This is a genomic window from Rhodococcus baikonurensis (genome assembly GCF_040489275.1).
GTDB lineage: Bacteria > Actinomycetota > Actinomycetes > Mycobacteriales > Mycobacteriaceae > Rhodococcus_F > Rhodococcus_F baikonurensis.
Genome location: NZ_JBEUOQ010000001.1, coordinates 426,043 through 442,479 on the forward strand (window position 1 = coordinate 426,043; position 16,437 = coordinate 442,479).

16 protein-coding genes are annotated in these 16,437 nt (G+C 63.0%); 10 read left to right on the forward strand and 6 right to left on the reverse strand.

The window, feature by feature from the left end:
• Positions 1-2: 2 nt before the first annotated feature.
• The 3 genes from ABWI03_RS02115 (at position 3) to ABWI03_RS02125 (ending at position 2,233) form a co-directional block, all read left to right on the forward strand.
• On the forward strand, positions 3-956 hold the full coding sequence (locus tag ABWI03_RS02115) for a DNA-3-methyladenine glycosylase family protein (protein WP_298777126.1): 954 nt from the start codon (positions 3-5) through the stop codon (positions 954-956).
• A gap of 17 nt (positions 957-973) precedes the next feature.
• Positions 974-1,624, forward strand: coding sequence for a pyridoxamine 5'-phosphate oxidase family protein (locus ABWI03_RS02120; protein ID WP_200316840.1), 651 nt, complete (start codon positions 974-976; stop codon positions 1,622-1,624).
• 111 nt (positions 1,625-1,735) lie between these two features.
• Positions 1,736-2,233, forward strand: a complete 498-nt coding sequence (locus ABWI03_RS02125; RefSeq protein ID WP_003940625.1) for a hypothetical protein — start codon at positions 1,736-1,738, stop codon at positions 2,231-2,233.
• Positions 2,234-2,240: 7 nt separating this feature from the next.
• On the opposite strand, the gene ABWI03_RS02130 is transcribed toward ABWI03_RS02125, so the two are convergent.
• From ABWI03_RS02130 to ABWI03_RS02150, 5 genes are all read right to left on the reverse strand, one after another.
• Positions 2,241-2,630 carry an ArsR/SmtB family transcription factor gene (locus tag ABWI03_RS02130; protein ID WP_298777125.1) on the reverse strand — a complete coding sequence of 130 codons (390 nt, stop codon included), beginning with the start codon at positions 2,628-2,630 and terminating at the stop codon, positions 2,241-2,243.
• A gap of 60 nt (positions 2,631-2,690) precedes the next feature.
• Positions 2,691-3,887 carry an acetyl-CoA C-acetyltransferase gene (locus tag ABWI03_RS02135; protein WP_298777124.1) on the reverse strand — a complete coding sequence of 399 codons (1,197 nt, stop codon included), beginning with the start codon at positions 3,885-3,887 and terminating at the stop codon, positions 2,691-2,693.
• A gap of 40 nt (positions 3,888-3,927) precedes the next feature.
• Complete coding sequence (locus ABWI03_RS02140; protein ID WP_095973159.1) at positions 3,928-4,380, reverse strand: MaoC family dehydratase; 453 nt, start codon at positions 4,378-4,380, stop codon at positions 3,928-3,930.
• 104 nt (positions 4,381-4,484) lie between these two features.
• Positions 4,485-5,231, reverse strand: a complete 747-nt coding sequence (locus ABWI03_RS02145; RefSeq protein WP_298777123.1) for a GntR family transcriptional regulator — start codon at positions 5,229-5,231, stop codon at positions 4,485-4,487.
• 31 nt (positions 5,232-5,262) lie between these two features.
• A complete protein-coding gene (locus ABWI03_RS02150; RefSeq protein ID WP_095973186.1) occupies positions 5,263-6,414 on the reverse strand; it encodes an acyl-CoA dehydrogenase family protein in 1,152 nt (383 codons plus the stop codon).
• A gap of 197 nt (positions 6,415-6,611) precedes the next feature.
• Here ABWI03_RS02150 and ABWI03_RS02155 point away from each other — a divergent pair, with 197 nt between their 5' ends.
• The 3 genes from ABWI03_RS02155 to ABWI03_RS02165 are packed head-to-tail and all read left to right on the forward strand — an operon-like array spanning position 6,612 to position 9,734.
• Positions 6,612-7,487 (forward strand): HpcH/HpaI aldolase/citrate lyase family protein, encoded by an 876-nt coding sequence (locus ABWI03_RS02155; RefSeq protein ID WP_298777122.1) that lies wholly within the window; start codon positions 6,612-6,614, stop codon positions 7,485-7,487.
• The gene (locus tag ABWI03_RS02160) at positions 7,484-8,482 is read left to right on the forward strand and encodes a MaoC family dehydratase (protein ID WP_166809061.1); all 999 of its coding nucleotides are present in this window, start codon (positions 7,484-7,486) and stop codon (positions 8,480-8,482) included. Before ABWI03_RS02155 ends, ABWI03_RS02160 begins: the two co-directional genes overlap by 4 nt.
• 31 nt (positions 8,483-8,513) lie before the next feature.
• Positions 8,514-9,734, forward strand: a complete 1,221-nt coding sequence (locus ABWI03_RS02165) for a CoA transferase (RefSeq protein ID WP_298777121.1) — start codon at positions 8,514-8,516, stop codon at positions 9,732-9,734.
• A 66-nt stretch (positions 9,735-9,800) separates the two neighbouring features.
• Here the strand turns inward: ABWI03_RS02165 and ABWI03_RS02170 are convergent, their stop codons facing one another.
• A complete protein-coding gene (locus ABWI03_RS02170) occupies positions 9,801-10,958 on the reverse strand; it encodes an acyl-CoA dehydrogenase family protein (protein ID WP_020970861.1) in 1,158 nt (385 codons plus the stop codon).
• 195 nt (positions 10,959-11,153) lie between these two features.
• Here ABWI03_RS02170 and ABWI03_RS02175 point away from each other — a divergent pair, with 195 nt between their 5' ends.
• From ABWI03_RS02175 to ABWI03_RS02190, 4 genes are all read left to right on the forward strand, one after another.
• Positions 11,154-12,608, forward strand: coding sequence for an MFS transporter (locus ABWI03_RS02175; protein WP_298777120.1), 1,455 nt, complete (start codon positions 11,154-11,156; stop codon positions 12,606-12,608).
• Positions 12,609-12,742: 134 nt separating this feature from the next.
• Complete coding sequence (locus ABWI03_RS02180; protein WP_095973154.1) at positions 12,743-13,873, forward strand: thiolase family protein; 1,131 nt, start codon at positions 12,743-12,745, stop codon at positions 13,871-13,873.
• Positions 13,874-13,927: 54 nt separating this feature from the next.
• On the forward strand, positions 13,928-14,692 hold the full coding sequence (locus ABWI03_RS02185) for an SDR family NAD(P)-dependent oxidoreductase (RefSeq protein WP_124569201.1): 765 nt from the start codon (positions 13,928-13,930) through the stop codon (positions 14,690-14,692).
• A 41-nt stretch (positions 14,693-14,733) separates the two neighbouring features.
• On the forward strand, positions 14,734-16,389 hold the full coding sequence (locus ABWI03_RS02190) for a class I adenylate-forming enzyme family protein (protein ID WP_298777755.1): 1,656 nt from the start codon (positions 14,734-14,736) through the stop codon (positions 16,387-16,389).
• Positions 16,390-16,437: the final 48 nt, after the last annotated feature.

Consider the following 16,437-nt stretch of genomic DNA (forward strand, 5'->3'; position numbering starts at 1 on the left):
GGATGGACGGTGGCGATACGCTGACCTCGATGACGCCGCTATCTCCGGTCGACGAAGTCACGGTGACTTCTCAGCGACCACTCGATGCCGCGCTGACGCTCAGCCCGCATCAGCGCGGACCCGGCGACCCCGCACATCGGCGGTCCGCCGACGGAGCGATCTGGCGAGTTTCCCGCCAACTTTCGGGTCCTGTGACCTACCGCATCACTCAGTCGGATCGCCACTCGGTGCGGGTGCAGGCGTGGGGTCCCGGCGCCACGGAATTACTGATCGGCGCCGAAGCGTTGCTCGGTCTCGACGACGAAGCCAAAGATTTCGCCCCCGAACATCCCAAGCTCGCCGAAGCTCATCGACGCTTCCCGCATCTGCGCATCGGCCGCACCGGCCGCGTCATGGAAGCTCTCGTTCCCGCGATCCTCGAGCAACGCGTCCACGGCATCGACGCGTTTGCCGCGTGGCGCCGCCTGCTGACCAAGTTCGGTGAGCGCCCGCCCGGCCCGGCACCCGACGGAATGCGAGTTCCACTCACCGCGGACCAATGGCGTCGAATGCCGTCATGGGAGTTCCATCGCGCGAACGTCGATCCCGCGAGGTCCAAGACGATCGTTCAGTGTGCTCGCGTCGCCGACCGCCTCGAGCAGGCATCCACGTTCCCCCGGGCCGAAGCGACCAAACGATTGCGAGCGGTGCCCGGCGTCGGAATCTGGACTGCCGCCGAAGTGGCTCAGCGCGCCTTCGGCGATTCCGATGCACTCTCGGTCGGCGACTACCACCTCGCTGCCGTCGTCGGGTGGTCACTGCTGGGTGAACCGATAGACGACGCCGAGATGGTGGAGTACCTCGCGCCCCTTCAACCGCATCGATACCGCGCCGTGAGGCTTCTGCAGGTCAGCGGCCAAGCCGTCAAACCCAAGTTCGGTCCGCGAACTGCCGTTGCCGACCACCGCTGGCACTGAGCACCAGGAGATAAAGAATGTCGACCCGATACGCACACATCGCCTTCTCCCCCGCTGCGGTGGAGCGTCAGCGGTCGACCGGGAGTTTCACCGTCTACGGTTCGAAACTCGATCAGCCCGACGAAGGCCCGATGGAATTCGATTTCCGCGCTCAGGGATTCGTGAAATCCGTGGATTCCTTCTTCATGTCCACGGTGACGCCCGACGGGTGGCCGTACGTCCAACATCGCGGCGGCCCGCGCGGATTCCTGCATGTGTTGGGTCCGAATCGAATCGGATTCGCCGATCTTCCCGGCAATCAGCAATTCGTGACACTCGGCAATCTGGAAGCGAACAATCGCATCTCGCTGTTCGTCATCGACTACCCGACGCGGACGAGATTGAAGATCTACGGGCGTGCGCAGGTGATCGAGGAGGACCAGGACCCTGCACTACTGCAACAGCTCTTGCAAGTTCCCGGCGGCACCATGACCGCAAAAGCCCAGCGTTCCATCGTCATCGAGGTCGAAGCGTTCGACTGGAACTGCAGTCGAAACATCACACCTCGCTTCGACAAGGAGCGCATGGACGAATCCCTCGCTCTGGCACGCCAACCCCTGCAAGCCGAGGTCGACCGGCTTACAGCCGAGGTCGAGGAATTGCGCGCGCGTTTGTCGAAGAACGAATGAGACTGGGCGGTTTCAGGGCACCCGGAGTCGGGTAGCCACCAAACACGGCCCGTCGCGCGGAGACGACGGGTCCCGTTGTGCCCGAGGAGGTCCGCACGATCGATCCAGACGGTGGAGTTCTGGCTAACGAACTGCACCGCCACCATTCACGACTGGTTCCACACAGACAGATTGGCCGTCCCCATGAAACTGTCCCGAACTCTCACCATGTCCGTTCTCGTTGTCGCCGCAGTCGGCGCCGGAGCCGGCACCGCGGTCGCAGCGCCCCCGAATGCGGGCTTCGATCCGTCCCAGCCCCTACTGACTCCGACCGCCGAGTCGAACAGCCAGGCGGCGTTGATGCTCTTCCCCGGTAACGATCCGAAGCAAGCCGCGTTCGACACGATGGCCAACGAGGTCAATATCGGCTGGAACAACGGCGGCTTGCAGTCGACGCTCATCGGAGCCAACCTCGGCGTCGGAATCGGCTGCCTGTCGATCTTCCCGAACTTCATCGCCGGCTGCATCGTCGGTGGAGTCATCGGCACGGTTGCCGGAGTCGGCGCGGGAATCACCAACGGAAACCCGAACGCTGCGCCGGCCGTCGAGAAGTTCTTCGCGACTCCTTGAGAGACGCTCAGCTGTGCGTGTGCCCGGGGGTGGGTGTCTCGTCGTGAAAATGTGTGGCGCCGATCGAATGCAACAGCTGGTGAACGGTGTCGTCTGCCAGTTGGTATCGCATCGATCGGCCGTCGCGCGTCGCGCTCACCCACCCCTGGCTACGCAGTAGGCGCAGCGCATGTGAGACCGCAGTGCCGCTCATCCCCAGCGCCACGGACAGATCCGTGACGCAGATACCCGGTGCGTGGTGAAGGCAGAGCAGCAGACGCAGACGGTTTGCGTCGGAGAGCAGCTCGAAGCGACCGGACCAACTGGTGACGTCCAGACCCTCGAGTGCAGCCCTGGCGCGACGAACATCCTCGATGCTCAGCGCGCCGCTCGTCTCTGCTGCACCTGCATTCGTCAACCGACTGCCTCCGTAGAACTTCCGATCCCCCGCCGCAAGTGTACCCAGAAGCGAACCCCGTCAGGCGGACTCCACCACGGCCGCCATACCCTGGCCACCGCCGATACACATGGTCAACAGTGCTTTTCCGCCGCCGCGTCGGCCGAGTTCGTGAAGCGCGGTCGTTGCCATACGCGCACCCGTCGCTCCCACGGGGTGCCCTAGTGAGATGCCGGAACCGTTGACGTTCAGGCGATCGAGGTCCTCGAAGCCCCATTCCTTCACGACGCCGAGAACCTGGCACGCAAACGCCTCGTTCAGCTCGACCAGATCGAAGTCGTCAAAGCCTGCCCCTGTTCGAGCAAACAGTTTCGAGACGGCGGCAACCGGCCCGAGGCCCATCAGCGCCGGTTCACAACCGGCCGCGGCCCAGCTGTCGAGGAACCCGATGGGTTCCAGCCCCAGCTCGTCCAGACGATCCTCGGCGACCACCAACATCGCTGCCGCAGCGTCGTTCTGCTGGCTGGCGTTACCGGCGGTCACGACGCCTCCCTGTGTCACCGCACGCAGCCGTGCCAGGGTTTCGAGTGAGGTATCCGGACGGATCCCCTCGTCAGCACGAAACTGTGTGACGTTCCCTTTTCGATCAGTCTGTTCGACGGCAACGATTTCGGCATCGAATCGGCCGGAATCTCTTGCCAGTGTTGCTTTTCGGTGACTGTCGACAGCGAAGGCGTCCGACTCTTCCCGCGTGATCCCGCAGCGCAACGCGACGTTCTCGGCCGTTTCGATCATTCCGCTGATCCGGCCGAATCGCCACTCGGGTTGCGAGCGCTCGCGGCCACGATCGAGGCGGTCGAACAGTTGCAGCCCACCGGATTTGGTCCCCCACCGCGCTCCGGTGGTGTAGTGCTCGATCCCGCTCATCGATTCGACGCCACCCGCGAGAACCACGTCGGCCGCACCCGTCTGGACCATCATGGCCGCGGTAACGATGGCCTGCAGACCCGTTCCACATCGGCGATCGGTCTGGAAGCCTGCTACCGAAATCGGCAACCCGGCTTCGAGCGCCGCCCACCTGCCGATGCACGGTGCCTCCGAATTGGCATACGACTGCCCCATCGCGACGTCGTCGATGCGAGACGGATCGATTCCGCTGCGACGCACGGTCTCCTTGACGACAGTGGCAGCCAAACTTTCCGCAGACACGTCACGAAGTGCCCCTCCGAACCGGCCCACCGCGGTTCTGACCGGCGCGACCAATGCTGCTCGTTTCACAACTGACCTCGAATCTCGTTCTGGAAGAATGGAAAAGGAATCAGGAGACCAACAGGCGCACGGTATCCGCCACCAGCGCAGGCTTACCCGCTCCTTCGATTTCGATCGTGTACCGCACGACAATCGTCGCGCCCTTCGCGGAGCGCTCGAAAGAAAGAATCTCCGCACCGGCTCGCACCGAAGAACCGACCTTGACCGGTTCGGGGAATCGCACCTTGTTGCTGCCGTAGTTCACGGTCATGGAGATTCCGTCGACACGCATCACCTGAGCACCGAGCACTGGCAACAACGAAAGAGTCAGATAGCCGTGGGCGATGGTGCCGCCGTACGGACCCTGCGCTGCCCGCTCGGGATCCACGTGAATCCACTGGTGATCCTCGGTGGCGTCGGCGAACTTGTCGATCCGATCCTGCGTGACCGGGAACCACGCGCTGTAGCCCAAGTGCTCACCGACAGCTGTCTCCACGTCGTCGATTCCATTGAAAATTCGCATAGTTCTCCCCTGAAAGGTGTTGAACAGCAAAGAAAAGCAACAACGCCGCGGCGCAGTTCTAATGTGCGCCCCGGCGCAGTTCTAATGTGCGCCCCGGCGCAGCTCTAATGAGCGCCGCGGCGCAGTGTCACCCGATACGTGTACTGCTCCGGCAAGAAGTAGCTCACCGACAACTCGTTGGCAACGCCCTGCGCGTTGGAGTACAAACGGTCTACCCGCAACATGGCGTGGCCGATTTCGCAACCGACGTCCCTGGCAACGTCCGCCGTTGCCGGGGACACCGTGATCGATTGTGCTGCTTCGACGATCGGACTGTCGATCAGCGGCTCCAGCAAGCCGATCACCGTATTGGCGCTCACCGCACCGGCCGCCATGGCGGGCAGGTCGATGATCTGCCGAGCTATCGCCTCCGGCAGATGCGCCGTCGTCTGAACGAACGGAACTCCCTCGTGGATCCGCCGGAAGACCACGGTGTACACGACGTCGGTGTCGAGCCGAAGCCGACTGGCCGCCTCGATGTCCACGCGCCGTTGCAGCGGTGCCACAACTTCCATCGTCGTGTCCCGCGAAAGGTTCATGAGATCTTCGATGGATCCGAGATGACGGAGATAGCGGCCGCTGTTCTCGGTCACGAACGTGCCGCGCCCGGGTACTCGGTACACGATGCCCTCGGCAACCAGGTCGTGAAAGGCTCGGCGGACTGTCTGCCGACTCACGCCGTGATGCTGCGCCAGTTCGGATTCGGTGGGCAGTTGAATGCCGTCGCGGTAGGTACCGGCAGAGATCTGCTGACGAAGCTCACGAGAGAGGCGTTGGTACGCCGGCTCCGTCTCTCTTTCCTTACCGCTCATAGCGACATGATCCTACTTGCTCACCACTCCGTCACAGACCGCCGCGGGCAACCAGCTGCGAAACGATCACGTTGCGCTGAATTTCGTTGGTTCCCTCCCCGACGATCATCAGTGGTGCATCACGGAAATACCGCTCGACGTCGTACTCCGTCGAGTAGCCGTAGCCGCCGTGGATGCGGACGGCGGACAACGCGATTTCCATCGCCACCTCGGAGGCGTACAGCTTGGCCATGCCTGCCTCCATGTCACAGCGCTCGCCGCTGTCGTACATCTGCGCCGCGTGCCAGGTCAACTGCCGCGCGGCGGTCAGTTTCGTTGCCATGTCGGCGAGGTAATTGCCGATCGACTGGTGCTTCCAGATCGGCTGGCCGAAGCTCTCGCGCTGTTGTGCGTAGGCAAGTGAATCCTCGAGAGCGGCCGTGGCGACGCCCAGTGCGCGGCAAGCCACCTGGATACGGCCGGTCTCCAGCCCCTTCATCATCTGGGCGAAGCCCTTTCCGGGAGCACCGCCCAGAATGGCCGACTCGGAGATGCGGTAATTGTCGAAGGACAGTTCGCAACTCTCGACGCCCTTGTATCCGAGCTTCGGGAGGTCGCGAGAGACGGTCAGCCCTTCGCCGTGCTCGACGAGGACGATCGAGATGCCCGCATGACGAGGGCTTGCGCTGGGATCGGTCTTGCACAGTAATGCGATCACGCCGGACCGGCGGGCATTGGTGATCCATGTCTTTGCGCCGTTGATGATCAGATCTGTGCCGTCACTCTTGGCGTTGGTCGTCATGGCCTGCAGATCGGAGCCTCCGCCGGGCTCGGTGAGCGCCATGGTTGCCCGGATCTCGCCGGTTGCCATTCGCGGCAGGTACTTCACCTTCTGCTCTTCGGTACCGAACAGCGAGATGAGCTTCGCGACCACCGTGTGTCCACCCATCGCTCCCGCCAAGGACATCCACCCTCGCGACAGTTCCTGCGTCACCTGCGCATAACAAGGCATCGACACCGGCGATCCGCCGTACTCCTCGGGAATCGCGAGGCCGTAGATCCCGATCTGCTTCATCTGATCGATCCACTTCTCGGGATACTCGTTCGCGTGCTCCACCTCCTGGACCGTGGGCTTGACCTCTCGGTCGACGAACCGGCGCACGGTTTCGATCAGAAATGTCTCTTCGTCGTTGAGCTTGAGCATGAATCCGCCTCGACTTGAAAAAGTTTGTACGGCCATATTTCGATATTGTTCGCGCAATGTCAATACCGGCCTTGACATCGATACGCAGCAACTGCCAGCATCGAGGCAGTTCGGTGCACATCAACGCCGTTCACGGCAGCTCATCTATTTCGCAACTGGCCGTACATTTGATCCCCAGATCGAGGTAATCGACACACATGGACGAGAACCACTACCGCGCGACCAGACGCCGCGCGTCCCTGGTCGCACCGGGTTCGGACGAGCGCAAGGCCCGCAAAGCACTCTCTTCGTGCGCGGACGAGGTGATTCTCGACCTCGAAGATGCCGTCACTTCGTCGAACAAGGACCTGGCACGAACCCTCGTGAGCTCCTTGGTGCTCGAGTTCGGTGGGGCGCGCACCATCTCGGTCCGAATCAACGGCCTGACCACGCCGTGGGCCCGCGACGACCTGATCGCCTGCGGCAGCCTCGAGGAATCGCTGACGAGCGTGATCGTCCCGAAGGTCGAGTCCGCCGACGAACTACTCGAGGCCGAGCACATCCTCTTCACTGCCGGTGGGAACCACACCACCCTGCAAGCCCTGATCGAAACTCCGCTCGGCGTCCAGAATGCCGACTCCATCGCCCGCGCGACTCCTCGTCTGCAGGCCGCGATCATCGGATACGCCGATCTCGGTGCAGCGCTGGGTCGCTCACGCTCGGCACTGCCTGAACACTGGCTTGCCATTCAGGACAGAATCCTGATCGCCTGCCGCGCAGCCGGCGTCGCAGCAATCGACGGGCCCTTCCTCGGCATCACCGACGACGACGCTTTCCGACACGCCGCGCACTGGACCAGCGCTCTCGGGTTCGACGGCAAATGGGTCATCCACCCGGCGCAAATCGACTCGGCCACTATCGCATTCACCCCCTCGGACGACGCCGTCCGTGACGCCAGACGGGTACTGACCGCACTCGAAGAGGCCGAAAACCTGGGTTCGGGTGCCGCCCAGCTCGACGGCCAGATGCTCGACGAGGCAGTGGCCGTGGCAGCGCGTCGTACGCTTGCCCGAGCCGAAGGAGTCACTGTATGAGCGAGCACTACGTCGGAGGACCGTACTTCGACGACCTCACCCACGGACAGGTATTCGACGAAGCCCCCGCGGTCACGTTGACCAGTGGACTCGCCGCCGCCCATCAGGCGATCCTCGGCGACCGCATGCGCCTTCCGCTCGACGCACACCTGTCGTCGAGTGTCACGGGTTCCGCTGCACCAGTGGCGAATCCAGGTCTCGTCACCGACATCGCCATCGGCCAGTCGACCGTGGTCACACACCACGTCAAGGCAAACCTCTTCTACCGTGGACTGCGATTCCACCGCTTCCCGGTGCTCGGCGACACCCTGTACACACGAACCGAGGTGGTCGGGCTGAGGGAGAACTCGGCCAAGCCGGGACGCGCTTGCACCGGTCTTGCCGCGCTGCGGATGACGTCCACCGACCAGAACGGCAACACGGTCCTCGACTTCTACCGCTGCGCCATGCTCCCACTGAGCCCCGATCCGATCGAGGCGCGAGTTCGCCACGCCGACGACCTCGGGGCGATCGGTCCGTCCGAACCGGATCCGTACCTGTCACCTGACGGCTGGGACCTCGACACGTATCGAGAGCGCGTACCCGGCAGGCACTTCGAATCCGACCTGTTGGGTTCGGTGTTTCGCAGCAGCGGCGACGTCGTCTCCAGCGCCCCCGAGCTTGCCCGGCTGAGCTTGAACATCGCAGCGACGCACCACGACGAGCGCGTCGGCGCCCACGGTCGCCTCGTCTACGGCGGCCACACCATCGGGATTGCACTCGCCCAGGCAACCCGCGCTCTGCCGAACTTGGTGACAGTGCTCGGGTGGCACTCGTGCGATCACACCGGGCCCGTGCACGAGGGCGATACCCTCACCAGCGAACTACACGTCGAAGGCTCGTCGCCCCTCGAACATGGAACCGCAGTGCAGCTACGTTCACTCGTGTTCTCTCACAATGCTTCTGCAGCACACACCCCGGTCCTCGACTGGCGTTTCACTGTGTTGATGGCATGAGCACACACTTTTCCACCACGGAGGAACACAGATGAATCAGACCCTTGGCCCGTTGTCCGGGCTTCGAATCGTCGAGGTCTCGAGCTTTGTCGCCGCGCCCCTGTGCGGACTGACTCTCTCCCAGCTCGGCGCCGAGGTGATCCGGATCGACCCGATCGGCGGTGCCTCCGATTACAAGCGCTGGCCAGTCACCGACAACGGTGAAAGCATCTACTGGACCGGACTCAACAAAGGTAAACGGTCACTGTCAGTGGACATGCGCGCCGAGCGCGGCCAAGAACTGATTCGGCAGCTGGTCACGGCTCCGGGACCCGGCGGGGGAATCCTGGTCACCAATGCCGGCGGACGCACCTGGATGGGCCACGACTCCCTGGCCCAATTGCGTAGCGACGTCATCACCCTCGAGGTTCTCGGACGCCGCGACGGCAGCCCCGGTGTCGACTACACGGTCAACGCCGCGTTGGGATTCCCACAGATCACCGGCCCCGCGGACTACGCCGGAGTTGTCAATCACGCCTTGCCGGCCTGGGACGTCGCGTGCGGGCTCTACGCCGCGCTGTCGATCACTGCCGCTGTGCGCCAACGTGACTCGACCGGACACGGCACGCAGATCACGCTGCCACTCGAAGACGTCGCATTGGCCACCGCGGGAACCCTCGGCTACCTCACCGAAGTACAGGTGAACGGCCGCAGTCGCGAGTCCGGCGGGAACGCCGTCTACGGCACGTACGGAATCGATTTCGTCTCCAGCGACAACGACCGGTTCATGATCGTTGCACTCACTACTCGCCATTTCCGTGACCTTGCGTCGGTCACCGGCACCGCGGCGGCTGTCGACGCCGTCGAAGCCGCCCTCGGAGCCGACTTCTCCACCGAAGCGGACCGCTACCGTCATCGAGAGGTCCTGACAGCCCTGTTCTCACACTGGTTCCGGGAACACAGCGCCGCCGAGATCGCTGCCGCGCTGGACCAGTCGTCAGTACTGTTCGAGAGGTACCGTAGTTTCGAGGAGGTTGTGAAATCCGGTGAACTCGAGAACAACCCGATGTTCTCCGCACTCGACCAGCCTCGAATCGGAAGTTATCTCGCTGCCGCCAACCCGGCGTCGTTCGACGGCGCGCATCTGAGCACCGGACCGGCCTCCGAGGTCGGCGGCGATTCGGTCGCGGTGCTCACCGACATCCTCGGAACCACCGCTGATCACGCCTCGACGCTCATTGCGGACGGCGTCGTCGGGGTTCCGGCGAACTGACCCACTCACGAACGTGTTTTCGCCCTCGGAACACAGTTCCGAGGCCGAAAACATGCAACGAGCAATTCAGAGACCAAGATCCTTCGCGATGATGGTCTTCATGACTTCACTTGTGCCACCGTAGATTCGCGTGACACGTGTATCGGCGTAGAGGCGTGCGATCGGATACTCCGTGATGTACCCGTATCCGCCGTGGAGTTGGAGGCACTTGTCGATCACTCGACCTGCCGCCTCGGTGCAGAACAGTTTCGCCTTCGCTGCATCGGGAATCGTCAGCGTGCCACGGTCATGACATTCGAGTGCGTTGTCGGACACCAACTGGATGGCATCGACCTCGGTAGCACATTCGGCCAGAACGAATTTGGTGTTCTGGAATGCCGCAACCGGCTTGCCGAACACCTTGCGGTCCTTGACGTAGTCGATGGCAAAGCGAAGCGCTGCACTGGCAGTGGCGGCCGCTCCGAATGCGATAGTCAGGCGCTCCTGAGCCAGGTTGTGGGTCAGGTAGCTGAATCCGTCGCCTTCTTCTCCGAGCCTGTCCTCGACGGGTACCTGTACATCGACAAACGAAAGCTCCGCGGTGTCGGAGGTCTTGAGACCGATCTTGTTGATCTTGCGCCCCACCGAGTATCCGGGCGACGACGTGTCGACCACCAGAATCGACAACCCGGTGCGTCGGTTCTCCGCTGTGCTGGGCGCGGTGCGGCACACCACCAGGACGCGATCGGCAAGTACCCCGCCGGTGATGAACGTCTTGGAACCGTTGACCACGTAGTGCGTACCGTCCTCCGACAGCTTGGCCGTCGTCGCGATGTTCGCCAGATCCGACCCTGTTCCCGGTTCGGTCATCGCGATCGCGAACATCAGATCTCCGGAAGCGAAGCCCGGCAACCAGCGGCTCTTCTGCTCGTCGTTCGCGTACTCGAGCAGGTAGGGCAGGATCAGGTTCGTATGCACCGACTGCGAGCCGAAGGACGCCCCGGCGGCAGCAACTTCCTCGGCGACGACGACGTTGAACTTGAGCGACTTCTCGCCGCCTCCGCCGTATTCCTCCGGCACCTGAATTCCGAGTACGCCCAACTCTCCGAGTCGTCGGTAGAAATCGCGGGGCGGGTGACCGTCCTCTTCCCACTTCTCGTGGACCGGGGTTACTTCCTTCGCGATGAAATCGCGGACGGTAGCCCGGAATGCCTCGTGATCCTCGTTGAACACGGTGCGCTGCATGTATGAACTCCAGTCGGTCGAGGGAACAGGGTGATCCTGATCTCACCTTGCCTCAATGTTCCGCATCCGATCCAACACTCATCGGCTATTGCTCCGATAGGGCGTACCAATATGGCCTGACCTGCGATACATAGGCAACCGCTATCGTTCCGATCATCGACGCGACATTGCCCAAAGTGATCCAGAACACGTTGAATGGGTCAGCCGGCAAACACAACATCATCGATCGCTTCGAGGCCGCGCTTCGAGCACGATCGCATCCGCCCACCAGTCTCGAAGGGACGCCACGTGACCCCCATCGCGCCACAGCGTAACGACGTCCAGCCCGAAGCAACAGCAACGCCAGATTCGTCAGCAGTCCCCGTCTTCGGTACCCGCAAGCGTGCGTGGACGATGACCGGGCTCGTCGTCTTCCTCTACATCGTCAACTACGCGGACAAGGCAGTCCTCGGAATCATCGCTCAGCCCCTCGCTCGTGAGCTCGGACTGAAGTCTTCGCAAATAGGCATGGTCGGCTCGCTCTTCTTCCTGATGTTCTGCATCGGCGGATTCCTCGCCGGACCACTCAACAAGTACCTGACCCTACGTTGGGCACTGTTGATCCTTGCCGCAATCTGGTCCGTGGTCATGCTCCCCCTCGTTCTCGGCGCCAGCCTCGCGATGTTGATCGTCTCGCGCATGCTCCTCGGATTCGCCGAGGGTCCCAGCTCGGCGCTGATGCACACCGCGGCGTACTCGTGGCACCCGCCGGCCAAGCGCGGCCTTCCCGGCGCAATGCTCGCCGGATCCGCCTCTGTGGCAAAGATCGCCCTCGCGCCGGTACTGACCTTCATCGCCGTTCATTACGGCTGGCGCGCAGCGGTTCTCTCGCTCTCCGTTCTGGGTCTCGTGTGGATGGGTTGCTGGTTGGCCGGTTGGTCCGAGGGCCCGTACACGAGCAAGGCCGTCAAGGCGACAAAGACTGCGGATACAGAAGCAACCGAGGCAGCCACAAAGACGGTCACAGAGCCCAACGTTCCGTGGCGCAAGATCCTGCTCTCCCGCACCTTCGTCAGCTGCTGCTTCCTCATCGCCACCATCTACGCGCTGACCACCGTCGTTCTCACCTGGTTGCCGTCGTACTTCGAGGTCGGCCTCGGATACAGTGCGATGCAAGCCGGTTCGATGTTCGCGCTGCCCTCGATCGTCGGTCTCGTCCTCATGATCACCTCCGGTTCCGTCACGGACAAGTTGATCGGCCGCGGCTTCACTTCTCGCACGGTCCGCGTCATCGTTCCCTGCGTCGGCGTTCTGATCTGCGGATCGATTCTCCTGTTCCTGCCACAGATCTCCACTCCCATCGTCGCTGTCGCCATGGTCTCGATCGGCTACGGGTTCTCGGCAATCACCTTCCCGCTCATCAACGCTGCAATTTCGGAACTGTGCCCGCCGCAGCAGACTGCCGGAACGATGGGATTCTTCCTCGCCATCATGTCGATCGGTGGCCTGATCGCTCCTTACGCAACGGGAGTCATCGTGGACAACGCTGCAACCCCGGCCGACGGTTACGCCCAGTCCTTCCAGGCAATCGGCGTCATCGGAGTCATCGCCGCGGTTCTGGTCCTCGTCTTCGCCAATCCCGAGCGCGATCGCAAGCTCATCCGCGGCTGAGTACTCCACGTATAGCCATTCGCTAACAAAGCTATTCACCGAAAGACATTGCCGGGTCGACCCGCTCGTGATCGACTCGAGGCACGCCCCGACCGCACAGTCGCAGAACCGGGCACGAACAGCAGGAGAGATACATGCGAGATGCCGTCATCGTCGACGCAGTACGTACACCGATCGGCCGTCGCGGCCGCGCCCTCTCGGAGATCCATCCGGCCGAACTGTCTGCACATGTGCTGCGTGCACTCGCTGAACGGACCGGACTCGACGCGGCGACGGTCGACGACGTGATCTGGGGATGCGTCAGTCAGGTCGGCGAACAGGCCGGAAGCATCGCCCGTACAGCAGCACTCGCCGCCGGCTGGCCCGACAGCGTTCCCGGCGTGACACTGACACGGGCCTGCGGATCGAGCCAGCAGGCAGTTTCCTTTGCTGCGGCCACCGTCATCTCCGGGCAGAACGACGTGGTCGTAGCCGGAGGCGTCGAATCGATGTCGCGAGTTCCGATGGGAACCGCCAGCAAGAACGGTGAGCATTTCCCGGCTTCGGTACTCGAACGCTACGGTGTGGACAGTTTCAGCCAGGGGACCGGCGCCGAGATGATGGCCCGGAAATGGGCACTCACTCGAACGGCTCTGGACGAATATTCCCTCCGCTCACACGAACTCGCGGGCCGTGCCACCGATGCAGGAGCATTCACCGGGCAGATCACTCCGATCGCCGGCTTGTCCCAGGACGAAGGCATTCGGCGAGGTGGAAGTCTGGAGTCGCTCGCGAAGTTGCCCCCGGCCTTCGACGCCGACGGTGTCATCCACGCCGGCAACTCTTCTCAGATCTCCGACGGGGCGGGCGCCACACTCGTCACGACCAGCGAGTACGCCCGCGCACGCGGGTGGAAGCCGCTCGTCCGTATTCACACCGCAGTGGTCGCAGCCGACGACCCGGTCATCATGCTCACCGGTCCGATTGCCGCCACCGCAAAGGCATTGGATCGCTCCGGCCTGTCCATCGACGACATCGGAGCGTTCGAGATCAACGAGGCATTCGCCCCCGTCCCCCTTGCCTGGCAGGCTGAAACCGGCGCAGCCATCGATCGTGTGAATCCTCTCGGCGGCGCTGTCGCGGTCGGCCACCCACTCGGCGGATCCGGCGCGATCTTGATGACTCGCCTGGCACATCACATGCGCGACAACGGAATTCGATACGGACTCCAGTCGATGTGCGAGGCCGGCGGCATGGCCAATGCGACCATTCTCGAATTGATCTGACCCGACAACGCTTTCGGGCCGACACGTCATCCAGCAGGAAAGAAGAATTGATTCATGAAACTCGAGGGACTTTCCACCGCGATCACCGGCGGCGCTTCAGGTCTCGGCCTGGCTACCGCTCGACGACTGCTCGACGCCGGAGCGCAGGTCACATTGATCGATCTGCCTTCGTCCGACGGTAAGCAGGTGGCGGCCGATCTCGGAGCTGCCGCACAATTCGCCCCGGCCGACGTCACCGACAGCGAACAGTTCGCCGAAGCACTCGACGCGGCGCACGAGCGCGGCGGCCTTCGCGGCGTCGTCCACTGCGCGGGTGCCGGACGTCGCATGCGCATTCTCGACAAGGACGGAAAAGCCGGATCGGTCGAAGATTTCGAGTTCGTCGTCAAGCTGAATCTTGTCGGTTCGTTCAACGCACTCCGTCTCGGCGCCGAACGGATGGCGGAACTCGACGCCGTGGACGGTGAGCGAGGTGCCGTCATCATGACGGCGTCGGTCGCAGCATTCGAAGGTCAGATCGGTCAGATCAACTACACAGCGTCCAAAGCCGGCATCGTCGGTATGACGGTCACCGCTGCCCGCGATCTCGCCAGCCGCGGAATCCGCGTCAACACCATTGCTCCCGGCATCATGGACACTCCCCTGCTGGCGCGCCTGCGCGAAGACGTGCGCACGGCCCTCGAAGCCTCGGTTCCCAACCCCTCACGGCTGGGTCGCCCGGACGAGTTCGGCCAGCTCGCCGTCTCGATGCTCGAGAACGGCTATCTCAACGGCGAAACCATCAGACTCGACGGCGCTATCCGAATGGCTCCCCGGTGACGGGCGCCAGCGTGATCGCCAATCCACAACTGCGCCACAACATGCACTACCCGGATACGACCATGGCGTACTGGGCACCCAGCATGGCGGCACTGTACGGTGATCGCCTCGCCGTCGTGGACGGCGAGCGCACGTGCACGTTCCGCGAACTCGGTCAGCGCAGTGCGCAATTCGCCGGTGCACTGCGGCGGGCTGGGGTCGGCGTCGGCGATGTCGTGTTGCTACATCTCGGGAACTGTGTCGAGTTCCTGCAGGCCTACTACGGCTGCCTGCAGGCCGGGGCGACCGTGACGTTGGTCAATCCGCTGCAGCCAGAACTCGGACTGCGCAAGCAGATAGAGGAGACGTCCGCCGTTGCTGCGGTCACTCAGAGTTCGCAGCTGCACGTACTGCTTGCAGCCTCTTCAGGAACCTCCGTACGTACGATCGTGATGGTTCAGGACACCGAGGGCACGCTCGATACACCGGAGTCGGTCGTCGCGTTCGACGCCTTCATCGCCGATCTACCCACCGAATTCACCCCTGCCTCCGTTCTTAGCGACGACATCGCACACATCGCGTTCACCGGCGGAACCACCGGAGTCTCCAAAGGTGTTCGTGTTCTTCACCGCAACGTCGTCGGCAACATCACGCAGATGTGTGGGTGGAGAACCGGGCACGAGTTGGAAGCAGGTCCTGACGGTCTCGTCACGCCTCGACGCATCGACGGCCTCGACGTGCTCGGTCCGACGCCGGGGACCGGGGCGACCATCGTGGTCTCACCTCTCTTCCACGCACATTCGTTGCTCAACACGTCGTTCCTGTTGATTTCCGGTCTCACCCAGGTATTTGCCGGTCGGTTCGAACCCGGCCGGATGCTCGAGCTGATCGAAAAGCACGAGGCCACCTACCTCACCGGGTCTCCCGCCATGTGGCACGCACTGTCGGTTCATCCCGACGCCACGGTGCGCAACACCGACAGCGTGTGCGTCGTCTCTTCGGGCGCTGCCCCGATCGACAGCGTCACGCTCGCCGCACTCCGCCGGGCATTTCCCAAAGCGCTCGTCGTCGAGGGGTACGGGCTAACCGAGGCCACCTGTGTGGTCACGGCCGCTCCGCTGATCAACGGCTCGCAGTACCGGCAGAGCAGCGTCGGCCTCCCGATCTTCGACACCGAAATCCAGATTCGCGATCAGCTCGACCGAAAGACTGTTCTGAGCGAGAACGAACGCGGCGAACTGTGGGTGCGTGGACCTCAGGTCACCGACGGCTATCTCGGACACCCGGAAACCACCGCAGAACAGTTCGTCGACGGCTGGTTGGATACCGGAGACATCGCGTACCTGGACTCGGACGGATATCTCTTCATCTGTGACCGGGCAAAGGACATGCTCATCTACAAGGGGTACAACGTCTATCCGCGGGAACTCGAAGAGATTCTGGTTTCGCACCCGGCGATCTCGACTGCCGCGGTTGTCGGCCGCGAAGTGGGGAGCAACGGCCAGGAGCCCGTAGCCTTCGTGGTGATGATTCCGGGCGCCGAGTTCGACGCCGAGCAGATCAAGGCGTTTGTCGCCGAGCAGGTGCTGCCGTACAAGAAGATTCGCGAGGTCGTCGAGGTAGAACTCCTTCCGACATCGGCTGCCGGTAAGGTCCTCAAGACCGACCTCCGCTCGAGACTTCTCGAATCCGTCGATCAGAAAGGCGGTTCCAGGTGACGACCTTCGCAGACCTGACGTCGCAATTGCGTGTCCCGGTTCTCGCTT

Excerpts from the sequence above, each read along its gene's own strand:
- ABWI03_RS02115 (WP_298777126.1), top strand. The coding sequence starts at position 3 with ATGGACGGTGGCGATACGCTGACCTCGATGACGCCGCTATCTCCGGTC.
- ABWI03_RS02120 (WP_200316840.1), top strand. The coding sequence starts at position 974 with ATGTCGACCCGATACGCACACATCGCCTTCTCCCCCGCTGCGGTGGAG.
- ABWI03_RS02140 (WP_095973159.1), bottom strand. The coding sequence starts at position 4,380 with ATGCGAATTTTCAATGGAATCGACGACGTGGAGACAGCTGTCGGTGAG.
- ABWI03_RS02145 (WP_298777123.1), bottom strand. The coding sequence starts at position 5,231 with ATGAGCGGTAAGGAAAGAGAGACGGAGCCGGCGTACCAACGCCTCTCT.
- ABWI03_RS02150 (WP_095973186.1), bottom strand. The coding sequence starts at position 6,414 with ATGCTCAAGCTCAACGACGAAGAGACATTTCTGATCGAAACCGTGCGC.
- ABWI03_RS02155 (WP_298777122.1), top strand. The coding sequence starts at position 6,612 with ATGGACGAGAACCACTACCGCGCGACCAGACGCCGCGCGTCCCTGGTC.
- ABWI03_RS02160 (WP_166809061.1), top strand. The coding sequence starts at position 7,484 with ATGAGCGAGCACTACGTCGGAGGACCGTACTTCGACGACCTCACCCAC.
- ABWI03_RS02165 (WP_298777121.1), top strand. The coding sequence starts at position 8,514 with ATGAATCAGACCCTTGGCCCGTTGTCCGGGCTTCGAATCGTCGAGGTC.
- ABWI03_RS02170 (WP_020970861.1), bottom strand. The coding sequence starts at position 10,958 with ATGCAGCGCACCGTGTTCAACGAGGATCACGAGGCATTCCGGGCTACC.
- ABWI03_RS02175 (WP_298777120.1), top strand. The coding sequence starts at position 11,154 with ATGGGTCAGCCGGCAAACACAACATCATCGATCGCTTCGAGGCCGCGC.
- ABWI03_RS02180 (WP_095973154.1), top strand. The coding sequence starts at position 12,743 with ATGCGAGATGCCGTCATCGTCGACGCAGTACGTACACCGATCGGCCGT.
- ABWI03_RS02185 (WP_124569201.1), top strand. The coding sequence starts at position 13,928 with ATGAAACTCGAGGGACTTTCCACCGCGATCACCGGCGGCGCTTCAGGT.
- ABWI03_RS02190 (WP_298777755.1), top strand. The coding sequence starts at position 14,734 with ATGCACTACCCGGATACGACCATGGCGTACTGGGCACCCAGCATGGCG.